Origin of the sequence: Hymenobacter negativus (genome assembly GCF_017571495.1) — a bacterium.
Taxonomy (GTDB): domain Bacteria; phylum Bacteroidota; class Bacteroidia; order Cytophagales; family Hymenobacteraceae; genus Hymenobacter; species Hymenobacter negativus.
In genome coordinates this window covers 57,184-69,925 of record NZ_JAGETZ010000019.1, presented here as the reverse complement: position 1 = coordinate 69,925, position 12,742 = coordinate 57,184, and the positions used below count along the sequence as shown (strand labels likewise).

The following is a 12,742-nucleotide window of genomic DNA, read 5'->3' as shown; positions in this document are numbered from 1 at the left end:
AAGAAAAGCTCGTCGCTTATTCTACGGTGACGCAAGTTAAACGGTTGAATGATGGTCAATTGATGAAAATGTGCGAAACAGGGTTGTAAAGCCGAAAACCTCCGGCTATCTTTGCACCCGCTTCGCCACCTCAGCGACGCCGGCTTCGGCCGAATACCCGGTTTAGTTGCCTTTTGCGCACGTGGTGAAACTGGTAGACACGCCATCTTGAGGGGGTGGTGCCTTCGGGTGTGGGAGTTCGAATCTCCCCGCGCGCACGCAAAACAGAAGCCCGTTCCAAGCAATTGGAACGGGCTTTTTCATTGTAGCGCTAACTTGTAGTTCACACCCCTACCCCGATTCAACGGTTATCGTTCTGAGACACTAACTGCAAGTTCGTGCTGCTTAATTCCGCTCAAATGGGTTGCCGGGCTTTACCAACACCACTCGTTCGCGCTCCACTACCACCTGGCCGGGGCGGGCCCCCTTGGGCTTACGCACAAATTTCTTGGGTGTGACGGTGACCGGGCACAGCGTGTCGTGCTGACGCTTGGAGTACCAGCCAGCCAGCATGGCGGCGTGCTCCACCACCGGCTCGGGTATGGTTTGGCCGGCCCGGTGCCGGATGACGACGTGAGAGCCGGATACATCCTTGGCATGCAGCCAGAGGTCGTCCTTATGGGCAAATTTCTGGGTGAGCAGGTCATTGTTCTCGGCGCTGCGGCCGACGAGGATGGTGAAGCCCCGGTCCTCAAACACTTTAAAGGGCAGTTCACCGGGGACTTTGATAGCCGCGTTAGCTGTTGGGTCGAGGCCGTGCTGCTTGCGCCAGGTGCGGAGGCCACGCAGCTCGGCCAAGGCGGGCACAGTGTCCATTTCCTCCAGCCGCTCCAAGGCCGTCAGGGCTTCCGCCTCGCGACGGGCAATGCGCTCGGCAAGCTGGCGCTCCTCAATTTGCTGGTTTTTGCCCTTGCGGTAGAGGTTTTCGGCGGTGCGCTGCGGCTTTTCTTTGGCCTTGAGCTTGATGCGCCTGGGCTGGTTAGTATAGAAATCCAGCACTTCTATCTCGGTGGCTCCGACTGGAATCTCATGCAGATGCGCCATGATGAGGTCGGCCGTGTGGCGGTAGCCAGCCTCGTGGGCCAGGGCGTGCAGGCGCTGGCGGGCATGTGCCGCGGCGGTGCTGGCCTCGTCGGCGCGGCGCTCCAGCAGCTGACGTAGCTGCTTGGTTTCCATCTCCAGGGCGCGGCGGCCCAGGGCCATGGGAACAAAGCGCCGGATGGCCGCTACGGGGTCGTCGCCGGGCAATGTTTCCAGGATGTCGCCCAGCGGCAGCAGGCTCAGGCGTGTGCGGCCATCGAGCTGAATGATGTAGTAGTGCGCCGGTTTTTCCAGCTGGGCCAGTACTTGGTTTACTAGGCGAGCCTTGGCTTCAGCTGTCCCGGCATCGTATCCCTGGGTACGCAGGAAGCGTAACGGCAGGTCGGCCAGTGGGGGCGGGAGCTTGGTCTGAACCGCAGGCTTAGTGGGTTCTTCTGCTTCAGCTGATTTTGCGGGCGGCGTAGTGGGCTGCGGCTTCAAGTCAGCATCAGCCAGTAGCTTTTGCTGGAACAACTGGGCTGAAGCTTCGGGCGTGGTGCGAAAAATGGCATTCGGGCGCGGACCGTACAGCTTGAAAACGAGGCGGGCACCACTCCGGAAATTCACTTGCAGTACCCGGTCCTGCGGCCAGGCCACCACGGTTTCAACCTGCTGCCCCAGTATATCCGGGAATAAATCGACCGAGTTGGAGCGGGCACGCTGGAAGGTTTCGGGGAGCGCTAAAGCCGGAAAATTGGCACCTAATTGTCCTTTCAGCCAGAACTCCTTGGCCCCATCGGTAAGACCGACCACCAACTCGTCCTTTTCCTGCGTGAAGCATACGGCCACGCGGTAGCCGCGCATCCGCTCGGTGAGGGCAGGTGCTAGTTGGCGCAGGAAATAATAATTGGTGTGCATGATAGTAGCCCGAACTTTCCAGTTTGCGTCCCAAAAACGATTCAGCAGCATGGAGACGCGAGTTGTAAAGTTCGCGCTACGGGGGCATTATACTGCTACTTGTAGCCCATCGTACGCCAGCCGAATCCACGGAGGCAACTCGGCTTCAACTTCGCGGTGCAGGCCCAACTGGTGGCTGATGTGCGTGAGGTAGGCCCGTTTGGGTGCGGCCTCTTCCAGCACCTCAATTGCCTGGGCCAGCGTGAAGTGTGAGATATGCTCCTCGCGGCGCAATGCGTTGAGCACAATGACATCAGCATCGCGCAACTGAGCCCGGGTTTCGGGGCCGAGGTAGTTGGCATCTGTCAGGTAGCAGAACCCGCCGACGCGGAAGCCCAGCACGGGCAGCTTGTGGTGCAGGGCCCGCAGCGGCTGCACGGACACGCCCAGCACGTCAAACGGGGTGTCATCCCGCTCAATGGGGTGCAGCACCACACGGGGTACGCCGGGGTACTTGTGCTCGGCAAAAATGTAGGCAAACTCCTGCTTGAGCTGGTCGAGTACACGGGGCTCAGCGAAGACCGGCATATCGGTCTGCTGCCGGAAATTATAGGCCCGGATATCGTCCAGCCCGGCGGTGTGGTCCTTGTGTTCGTGGGTGAAGAGCAGCGCATCGAGGTGCATAACCTGCGCACGCAGCATCTGCTGCCGGAAATCGGGCCCGGAGTCAATCACAAAGCTGTGGCCGTCTACGTCGAGGTGCACCGACACGCGCAGGCGCTTGTCGCGGTGGTCGAGAGAGCGGCACACCGCACAGGTGCAGCCAATCATCGGCACACCGGAAGAAGTGCCGGTTCCAAGAAATGTTACGGTCATTGTTTAAGCTGTTAGCTAATGGCGGCTAGCCATTAGCTTTTCCGTTAGACGAGAGCTAATAGCTAGCCGCCATTAGCTAACAGCTCTACCCAAAACTACCCTACGTATTGCTTCACCACGCGCACCAGGGCATCAAAGTCAAGCGGCTTGGGCAAGTAGTCGGTCACGCCGGCTTCGCGGAACTGGTCCATCGAGTAGTTGTTGGCGTTGCCGGTAATGGCAATGATGGGCAGCTTATTGATTTTGGGGTCAACGTGGGCCCGAATTTCGCGGGTGCACTGCATGCCGTCTTTCACCGGAATATTGATGTCCATCAGCACACAATCAACGGGGTTGGTTTCTAGGTTGCCTTCTAGCTGCTTAAGTACTTCACCGCCGTTTTTGGCCAGAACAATCTTGTACTTCTGCAATTCCAGAATCTTGCGCGTAAGGTTAAGAATTACCGAGCTGTCTTCGGCAATCAGAATGGTTTTAGAGGCGGTGTCGGCGGACATGTGGGAGGGGATTGAGGTTGGGTTCAAAGGGTAGAGCGGCAGAATAGCATTATCTATCAAGCAGTTGAGGAATTAGTTGCTCGCTCAACGGCACTAGGATATTCGGCCACGAACTGTGCAAAGTAATGTTCTAAAAGTTGAAATCCCGCACTCCCCTCTTCCGTTCGTCCTTCTTTAAACTGACGTTCGAGGTAGCGGGCCTGAGCTGCTAGGGCCACACCGCCCAGCGTGGCCGCCGTGCCCTTAAGCTGGTGCAACATGGGCAGCAGCTCACGGAAACTGCCTTCGGCGGCCACCGGAGCCGCATCACGGAGCAGGTCGCCGGCCTCTTGCTCAAACTCTTGGTAAAGGTCCGAGGTAAACTCGGGGCCGCCCAACTCCACTAGCTGGCGCAGGATGCTCTCTTCGAGGGTGGGCTCGCCAGCGACGGAGGCGTCGGGCGTGGGCAGCGCAGGAAGAGCAGCAGCCTCCACAACTGGCAACAGGCTTTCGGCCGGACTTTCGTCGGTGAGTACGCCCTCGAAGGGCACGGCGGGACGGGCAGTGCGGGGCCGCAGCCAGCGGTGCAGGACTTCGTAAAGGTGGCGGCTTTTTACGGGCTTGCCCACGTAGTCGTCGAGGCCCTGGCGCATGAAGCGGCCGGCATCTTCCTGCATCGAGTAGGCCGTCATGGCCACTACCGGCGGGCAGTAGGGCCCCAGCAAGCGGCGTATTTCGGCCGTGGCCGCAACGCCATCCATTTCCGGCATCTGGATGTCCATGAAAATGATGTTGTAGGCCGCTTCTGGGGCCGTCACCATCCGAATGGCTTCGGGCCCGCCACTGGCTACGTCCACCTCGCAGCCCAGGCGGGTGAGTAGGCGCTGGCCCACCTTCTGGTTGATGGCATTGTCATCAACCAAGAGTACGCGTGGCACTGCATCAAATGGCTGGAACACGGGCTCGCGCACCTGGGCCACCGTGGGCAGGTCTTCCACGCGGGCAGCACGGGCGCTGATGGTGAACCAGAACACTGAGCCTTCGCCTTCGTCAGAAAGCACGCCGATTTCACCGCCCAACAGCTCGGCCAGCTGCCGGCTGATGCTCAAGCCGAGCCCCGTACCGCCATAAGCCTTGCTGGGTGTAGTATCGAGCTGGGTGAAGTTGGTAAACAGCAGGTTGGCATTGTCGCTCGAAATGCCAATGCCGGAATCCTGCACCGCAAAGCGCAGGGTGTGCAGCTCGCCGTCGGTGCTCACGCTGCTCACCACAATGCCCACCGTGCCTTCGTTGGTGAACTTGATGGCGTTGGCTACCAGGTTGGACAGAATCTGGAGCAGGCGCACCTCATCCGTCACCACGTAGCGCGGGGTATGCGGCGTGATGTGGTAGGTAAAGCGGATGTGCTTTTGCTCGGCCCGGTAGATGAACAGGGCCCGAATGCGCTCCATCACAGCTTGCAACTCGATGGGCGTTTCGCGAATCTGGAGCTTACCGGCCTGGATTTTCGACAAATCGAGGATGTCGTTCAGAATGGTGAGCAGGGCGTCGGAGCTCTTGCGCAGCGTATCCACATAATCGAGCTGCTCATCGGTTTCTACCGTCTGGTCGAGCAGGTCAATCATGCCGATGATGCCGTTCATAGGCGTGCGCAGCTCGTGGCTCATGTTGGCCAGAAACTGGGTTTTGGCTTCCAGCGCGGCTTCGGCTTCGTCTTTGGCTTTGCGCAGGTCGTTCTGCATCTGCTGGATTTCGGTCACGTCGCGGGCAATGCCCTCCGTGCCCATTTCGCCCGCTTTCACCACCCGGGCATTCACCAGCACGCTCACCGGATAGCCATCCCGGTGCCACATCTGAGTTTCAAAGTTGCGAAGGCCATTGTTACGCTCCACTTCGGCATTGATACGGGACCGGTCTTCGGCGTTGACGTAGTAGTCCCGCACCGGTTTGCCCACCACTTCTTCGGGCTCGTAGCCCAGCACCTCCCGCACCGAAGGGCTAATGATGGTCAGAATACCCTCGGCATCGGTGCGGTAGTAGATGTCCTGGAACGACTCGAAGATGGAGCGGAACTTCTCCTCCTGAGCTTCCAGAGCCAGCTGCGCCCGCTTTTGCTCGGTGATGTCGTGGGCAATGGCCGAGATTTCCTCAAACGAGCCGTCACCGAGGTAAATCGGGTTTAAGTAGATATCCGTCCACACATCCTGGCCGCGCGCATCGCGCAGGCGCATCTCGAAGCGCTGGGCCTGGCCCTTGCCCGCCGCATTGTAGTGCTGAATAAATACCTCCCGCTCGGACTTGGGCATGCGCTCCAGGTCCGATTTCCAAAGGTTGATTCCCCGCACCGGGTAAGTACCGTTGCGCCGCAGGAACAGAGCCGCATAGTTGCGGTTGAAGTTCATAAGGTGGCCGTGCGTGTCTACGGTCCACATCACATGCGAGCCGCTTTCAAAAATGGCGTTGAGGCGGGCTGTTTGCTTGCCAATTTGCTCTTCGTTGCGCTTGCGCTCGATGGCTAGGGCCACTTGGTTCGAGATGAAGTGCAGCACGTCGAGGTCGCCGGGGGTGTAGGCGTCGGCGCGGTTATAGTCCTGCACGGCCAGTACTCCGATGATGCGGTCGCCGATGCTGAGCGGCGAGGCCAGCATCACCTCCGGCACCTGCCCGTAGGCCACAATGGTGCCGCTGCGCACCAGCTGCTGAAAATCGGTGTGGGTGAGGTAGCGCGGCTGCCCACCAGCAATGATGTACTCGGACACGCCCGACGAAAACGGCCGCGCGCCCTGCGGCCGGGTCTGGGGATGCTGGTCGACGTGGTACACGAACTGCAGCTGCGTGCGGGCGTCGTCGCAGAGGCCAATGAATAGGTTGCTCGTCTCAATAATCTTGCTCAGCTCGCGGTGAATGGCACCGTAGAGGCTGGGCAAGTCCTTGGCCGAGATGGCCAGGTTGGCAATGCTGTAGTAGACCTTTTGCAGGCGCTCGGCCTTGATGCGGTCCGTAATGTCGTGCAGGATGGCGCGGCTGCTCACCGGCTGGCCTTCCTCGCGCACCACACTCATGCTCCCGATAAGGTGCACGGGCTTGCCCATGCTGGTCAGAAACACGGTTTCCACCTTGTTCACCGGCTCGCCGTCGTAGAGGTTGCGGAGCTGATAGAGCAGCTTGGCTTTGTAGTAAGGGTGCACCACGTCGGCCAGCGTGCGGGTGGCCAGCTCGGCATCGGTGTAGCCCAGCTTTTCCTTCCAGGCTTTGTTCACGAACAGGAAGCCGTTGTCAGTACCGAGGTGCTGCACCAAGTCCTGCGCGTTGTCGAGGAAATCCTGCAAGTGGGTGCTGTCGCCGGCCAGCGAGGGCGTGGCCAACGCCGTGCTATCGGGCTCCTGCCCTACTTTCCAGGCGCCGGTGATAACGCCGGCCGGGTTGCGGGTGAAGCCCATGCGCCAGCGCAACAGGCGCGGCTGCCCGGTTTTGGCCAGTAGCATGCGCTCGTAGGGCGGCAGCGGCACTTCGTGGGCAATGCTGTCGAGGTACTCACGCCGCTGCTGGGCCCGCTCGGCTGGCGGCGTGAACATTTCATAATGACGCTGCCCGATAACCTGGCTGCGGGCATAACCCATCAGCGCCAGAAAGCCCTCGTTAACATCAATGATGACTCCCTGAATATCAAGCAGCACGTACACCTGGCCGAGCTGGTCGAGCAGCGCCGGGAGCGGCGGCGGCACGGGGCGGCTAGCAGGAACGCTTGAAAAAGAAGCCATAGGATGAGGCGTGCTGCCGGTTGATATTTGCTGCTAAGATAGGGTGCCGGCCGGCCCTGCTCCGTGTAAATTTGGCCAAAATAAATATAACGTGGGTCTGTTTCGATATGTCCCGCTCAGCCATTGACGTCAATCTCCGCCCCACAGCTGCTTTTCACTGTCACCACCGACCTGTGCTTCGACCAGCGAATGCAACGCATCTGTGGCAGCCTGGCCGCCGCCGGCTACCGCGTGCAGTTGGTGGGCTGGCAGCGGCCGGCCTCGCCCCCGCTCACGCGGCAGCCTTACCAACAACACCGACTGCGCGGCTGGTTTCAGAAGGGCAAGCTTTTTTACGTGGAGTACAACTTGCGGCTGTTTTTCTACCTGCTGGGCCAGCGTGCTGCGGCCTGGTGCGCCGTCGACCTCGACACCGCGCTGCCCGTGTGGCTGCGCGCCCGGCTCAGCAACCAGCCCTTCGTATACGATGCCCACGAGCTGTTTACGGAAGTGCCCGAAGTGATGGCCCGGCCGGCAGTTCAGCGCATCTGGCGTTGGGTGGAGGGCTTCATTGTGCCCCGCGCCCGGCTGGCCTACACGGTGGGTCCGGCCTTGGCGCGGGTATTTGAAGAACGTTACGGCCGGCCTTTTGCCGTGGTGCGCAACGTGAGCCGACTCGATGAAACTGTGGCGCTGCCACCCGCGCCCGCTGCCGCCCCAGCTGGTGGGTACATCCTCTACCAGGGCGCGCTGAACGTGGGACGCGGCCTCGAAAACCTGCTCGAAGCCATGCCCCACGTGGTGGGCCGGCTGGTGATTTGCGGCGAAGGCGACCTCTCGGCTACGCTGCGTGAGCAGGCGGAGCGGCTGGGCCTACTGGCTTCGGGCCAAGTGGAGTTTCGGGGGTTTGTGCTGCCCGATGCGCTACGCGAGGTCACGCGCCATGCGGCCGTGGGTATCATGCTGCTGGAAAATATCGGGCTGAGCTACTACTACTCGCTGGCTAACAAGTTCTTCGACTACGTGCACGCCGGTATCCCGCAGGTGCTCATCGACTTTCCCGAATACCGTGCCCTCAACGACCAGTTCGACGTAGCCGAGTTGGTATCGGACCTCGCCCCCGCCGCCCTGGCCGCCGCCCTCAACCGCCTGCTGCGCGACGAGCCCGCCCGCTACCAGCACCTGGCCGAAAACTGCCGTCGCGCCCGCCCCCAGCTCAGCTGGCAGCACGAGGAACGGGAACTGCTGCGGCTGTACGCGGGGCTGGGCTTAATGAAGTGAGGAATTGAGGAATCGTCTGTCATCCTGAGCATTCCGCGCATCAAACGGAGTGACTTCTCACGTTTTGGCCGTTTGAATTACTGTGAACTTTCCTTCTGAATAAGGTCCTTCCCAAGCCCAAGGCCATAAATGGCTCCCCTTCCTTATTCCTTACTACCTATTAAACCATCCGCTCATGCGCCCCCTGTTTCTCACGTTGTTTGGCTGTATTTGCGCTTTGGTCAGCCATGCCCAGCAACCAGAAGACCACCTCGAACCCGCCAAGGGACTCTATACTGATGGCTTTCCGGACTATTATTTGAAAGTACAGGAAGTGCTGTACGCTGGCCAGAGCGGCAGACCAGTCTTTCGCGTCGTGGCGTTGCCGTCCCTTCAGCTAGAATACGCCGTTATGGCCGAACGCCGGGCGGGCAAATGCTACCTGACATATCAGCTTGCTCAGCACAGCATCTGGCACGCCTTGCAGGCAAAGACCGGCGAAAAAATTGGGGTGACTTCCCAAGTGATTGAAATCAGCGACGAGGCTGCGACGGCCCTGAGCCAGCTGTTCAATGCGGCCGTGGCGCAAACGCACTACCCCAAACCGGCCATGACAATGCAGAGCGACGGCAACACGTACACGTTCATCACCTTTCAAAATGGCATCGGCCCGCAGGCGGGCGAAACGTGGTCACCACTTGCAGGCACGCACATGGGCCGGCTCGTGGCGGTGGCCGAGAGCCTGCGAAAAGCCACCTCTCAGCAACAGCCCCTTCCAGCCTCCCTGCTCCAGGAAGTAGTGCAGCTGACAGCCACGTTTCAGACCAAATAATCAGTAGTCAAGCTGCGGTGAAGTTGCTCGTTTCACCTGCGAAATAGCCGTGTAGCGGCAATAGGGCTACAGTAGAGAGAACAATTTCCGGAAGTAGAAGCTGCGTAGCGATGATATAACTACCAGGAAATCTGTCACTGCTGAAGATGGAGGTGGCTTAACGTTCTTCTGAGCCGCTAAGCCCTTAAGCAAAACGGGCTACCCTTCTCCCAATGCATCTGGCGCTCATTTTAGGTCGAGTGTAGGCTCCGCTGTCCGACTGGTTGAAGGGTGCGCCGACTCCATCATTCAACGGCACTGTTCAACAACAAACAGTCGGACAGCTCTGCCGTTGAACCGGGGAACGTACTTCACCCTGAAAATTGCTTTGAAAAGCATCACAGCTACTTCAATACGAACTTACACAACACGTCCTTTCAGCTGCAGTATCTGGCAGCCGGCGCATATTAAAATGTGCGAACCGAACGCGTCCTGTGGTACTTTGCGTTTAATTGCCCGACAGAATTCCCACGCCGCAACGGCTTATGAAGGTTTTACTAACGCTGGTACTTATGTTCTGGCAGGCGGCGCTGTATGCGCAGCCAGCCGCAACGCCCCCGGCTGTGTACACCGATGCCCACGCCCGCTACCAGCTCAACTACCCGCGCACCTGGCAGATGCGGCAGCGCTCAGCCGATGGCACCGAAGTAACCTTCGCACCCGCCGATGCCCAGGTGCCGGTGCAAGTCACGCTCACCCTGCAGCCGCTGTCCGAAACGCTCACCAACCAGCGCCTGCTCGCGGGCACCCGGCCCGATTCGGTGCTGCGGCGCATCCGGCAGCTGCCCCTGGCGCAGGTGCTCAATTTTGAGCGGCAGGATGCCGGCCGCTACGAGGAACTGCGCTACGACTACATCTACCGCCCGGTGGCCAATGGGCCGTCGCGCCTGCATGTGGCCGGCCGGCAGATATGGCGTGGCGGTTACGAGCTGCGCGTAGAGTACCGGGCCGAATCCAGCCTCGACAACCGCTACTTGGCGGAAGCTCGGGCGTTAATTGCCTCCTTCGGCTTCACGGACGCGCCCTGGCCCAGCCGCCGCTACCTCGACCAGGTGTGCGACAACAAGATGTACGGCATTTCGGCCCTGCGCTTTACCAATGGCCAGTGGGAAGACGACTGCCGCACGATTCACGAATTCTCGGTGGCTGACCCTACCAGCAAACCCATTCAGCACCGCCGGGTGCTGCCCTTCCAGTCCTACGCCCTGGCCAAGGGTTTCGACAACTGCCTCTACGCTGTGAGCAAAGCTCCTACCGATGCTTCCGAGCGGGTGTACCGCTACAACCCCGCTACCCGGCAGGGCCAGTACACCGGCTGGCAGCTTCCGGCCCAGGGCCCCGAAAACGTCTGGATTTCGGGTGCTACCGACGACCACGGCGACTTGTATTTCATGACGTCCGACGCGAACCAACTCGTGAAAGTCAGCCCTTTTGATGGCAAAGTAACGGTGGTGTGGGCCACCGACCCGCTCCGCAAAGCCCCTTACTACCCGTTCATCGGCTTTGCCAGCGCCGGCACGCACGGCAACTTCTGCCTCGACGATGCCGACACCATGTATATGGTGTACAGCACCGATGGCTCACTGCTGAAAGTCAACATCAAAACCCGCCAGCCCGCGCCCGCTACCATGCCCCTTACCGGCCTGCCCGTGCGCGGCGGCTACAGCGACCTGCTGATGCAAAATGACGCTGCCGGCCGTCGGCGCATGTACATGGCGGGGCCGCATGCCTTGTATCAGGTCGATTTGGCAAAGCGCCAGGCCAGCCGCGTACGGGGCGGCACCTACACCGATTTGGCGGGCTGCAACCTCTTCAAGGTGGAGCCCAAGGCCGAAGTTGTGCCCACGCCACCCGCCACCGCTACCTGGCAGGGCCGCGTGCTCGATGCCATCACCGCCAAGCCTTTGCCCGAAGCCCAACTACGTCTCGAAGTGCCTAACACTGAAGGTGGCACGGCCGTGCTGCTTAGCACCCAGGGCACGTTCACCTACTCCTCCGTGCCCGGCCGCACGTATGAGTACCACACCCAGCACCGGGGCTATTTCCCCACCGACAGTACCTGGCTGGTGACGCCCGGCCCGCTGGTACGCGACATTCTCCTGCGCCCCCTGACTGTGGGCGCCACCCTCCAGCTGGCCAACGTGCAGTTCGAGCAAAGCCGCACCACCCTGCTGCCCGGTTCCTCCAACGCCCTCAACCGCCTGGTAGCTTTGATGATTGACAATCCGCGCCTGACCATCGAGCTACGCGGCCACACCGACAACGTGGGCCCGCCCGAGAAAAACGTGGTGCTCAGCCAGCAGCGCGTAGCCGCCGTGAAAGCCTACCTCATCGAACGCGGCGTGGCTTCTACGCGGGTGATGGGCCTGGGCCTGGGTGGTGCCGAGCCCATTGCCAGCAACGAGCAGGAAACCACCCGCCGCCTCAACCGACGCGTCGAGTTCAAGATAGTAAGCTTGTGAGTGACCGAGTGCGCGCGGTTTGTCATCCCGAGCGCAACGAAAGACCTTCTCTCTGCTGAACAGTTGGCAGTAAGCCAAACGATGTGAACGTGATACGGTCTTTCGCAAGCTCAGAACGACAGATGACTACCATTTCTCAGACCACCGACAACTCCCCAAAACGCTCTTTTTCGTGTCCCTCCCCCCTTCTATCCTTGCTCAACTAGCTCCCTCAGTGGCCGACCCGCGCCCGGTGCTGCTTACCATTGCCGGCCCCACGGCCGTGGGCAAAACGGCCCTGTGCGTGCAGCTGGCCCAACAGTTCGGTACTGAAATCGTATCGGCCGACTCCCGCCAGTTTTTCCGTGAGCTGAGCATCGGCACGGCCAAGCCCACGCCGGAGGAAATGCAGGGCATTCCCCACCACTTCATCGACAGCCGCAGCATTGGCCAGGACTACAGCGCCGGCCGCTTCGCCACCGATTGCCAGGCCGTATTAACAGCGCTGTTTCAGAAATACCCACTGGTTATCCTCACCGGCGGCTCGGGCCTCTACGTGCAGGCTGTCACCGATGGGCTGGATGAGTTGCCCAACGTGCCGCCCGAAGTGCGTGCTCAGCTTCATGCCGAGCTGGCGGCCCACGGCCTCTCCCATCTCGTGGCCGAACTGGCCGAAACCGACCCCGTTGCCCACGCCCGCATCGACCAGCAAAACCACCAGCGCGTGGTACGGGCCCTGGAAATTACCCGCGCCACCGGCCGGCCATTTTCCAGCTTCCACAGTGCCGGCCCAACGCCCGAAAACCCGCTTTTCCGCAATGTGAAAGTGGCCCTCACCCGCGAGCGCGAGGAATTGTATCAGCGCATCAACCTACGCGTGGAGCACATGCTGGAAGCTGGCCTGCTCGACGAGGTTAAATCCGTTTTGCCTTACCGCCACCATCACGCTCTGCAAACGGTGGGCTACCAGGAGATTTTCGGCTTTCTGGACGGCGAGTATGACTGGACCGAAGCCGTGCGCCTCCTCCAGCGCAACACCCGTCACTACGCCAAGCGCCAGCTAACCTGGCTACGGCGGGACGCAGCGTACCAGTGGGTAACTGTAGAGTAAGAGGGTAAGCGTCA

At 60.4% G+C, this 12,742-nt stretch carries 8 protein-coding genes and 1 tRNA gene; 5 read left to right on the top strand and 4 right to left on the bottom strand.

Going from position 1 to position 12,742, the window contains the following annotated elements; genetic code table 11:
* Positions 1–175 precede the first annotated feature (175 nt).
* Positions 176–257 (top strand) — tRNA-Leu (locus tag J4E00_RS26685).
* Between the two features lie 127 nt (positions 258–384).
* On the opposite strand, the gene J4E00_RS26680 is transcribed toward J4E00_RS26685, so the two are convergent.
* The 4 genes from J4E00_RS26680 to J4E00_RS26665 form a co-directional block, all read right to left on the bottom strand.
* On the bottom strand, positions 385–1,977 hold the full coding sequence (locus J4E00_RS26680) for an NFACT RNA binding domain-containing protein (protein WP_208178403.1): 1,593 nt from the start codon (positions 1,975–1,977) through the stop codon (positions 385–387).
* 87 nt (positions 1,978–2,064) lie between these two features.
* A complete protein-coding gene (locus tag J4E00_RS26675) occupies positions 2,065–2,832 on the bottom strand; it encodes an MBL fold metallo-hydrolase (RefSeq protein ID WP_208178402.1) in 768 nt (255 codons plus the stop codon).
* 95 nt (positions 2,833–2,927) lie between these two features.
* Positions 2,928–3,326, bottom strand: a complete 399-nt coding sequence (locus J4E00_RS26670; protein ID WP_208178401.1) for a response regulator — start codon at positions 3,324–3,326, stop codon at positions 2,928–2,930.
* Between the two features lie 56 nt (positions 3,327–3,382).
* The gene (locus J4E00_RS26665; RefSeq protein ID WP_208178400.1) at positions 3,383–7,066 is read right to left on the bottom strand and encodes a PAS domain S-box protein; all 3,684 of its coding nucleotides are present in this window, start codon (positions 7,064–7,066) and stop codon (positions 3,383–3,385) included.
* 123 nt (positions 7,067–7,189) lie between these two features.
* On the opposite strand from J4E00_RS26665, the gene J4E00_RS26660 reads away from it, so the two are divergent.
* The 4 genes from J4E00_RS26660 to miaA all read left to right on the top strand — a co-directional run bounded on the left by J4E00_RS26660 (position 7,190) and on the right by miaA (position 12,728).
* A complete protein-coding gene (locus tag J4E00_RS26660) occupies positions 7,190–8,326 on the top strand; it encodes a glycosyltransferase (protein WP_208178399.1) in 1,137 nt (378 codons plus the stop codon).
* A 175-nt stretch (positions 8,327–8,501) separates the two neighbouring features.
* Positions 8,502–9,137, top strand: coding sequence for a hypothetical protein (locus J4E00_RS26655; protein ID WP_208178398.1), 636 nt, complete (start codon positions 8,502–8,504; stop codon positions 9,135–9,137).
* A gap of 524 nt (positions 9,138–9,661) precedes the next feature.
* The gene (locus J4E00_RS26650; protein ID WP_208178397.1) at positions 9,662–11,638 is read left to right on the top strand and encodes an OmpA family protein; all 1,977 of its coding nucleotides are present in this window, start codon (positions 9,662–9,664) and stop codon (positions 11,636–11,638) included.
* 172 nt (positions 11,639–11,810) lie between these two features.
* The gene (gene miaA / locus J4E00_RS26645) at positions 11,811–12,728 is read left to right on the top strand and encodes a tRNA (adenosine(37)-N6)-dimethylallyltransferase MiaA (protein ID WP_317196678.1); all 918 of its coding nucleotides are present in this window, start codon (positions 11,811–11,813) and stop codon (positions 12,726–12,728) included.
* Positions 12,729–12,742: the final 14 nt, after the last annotated feature.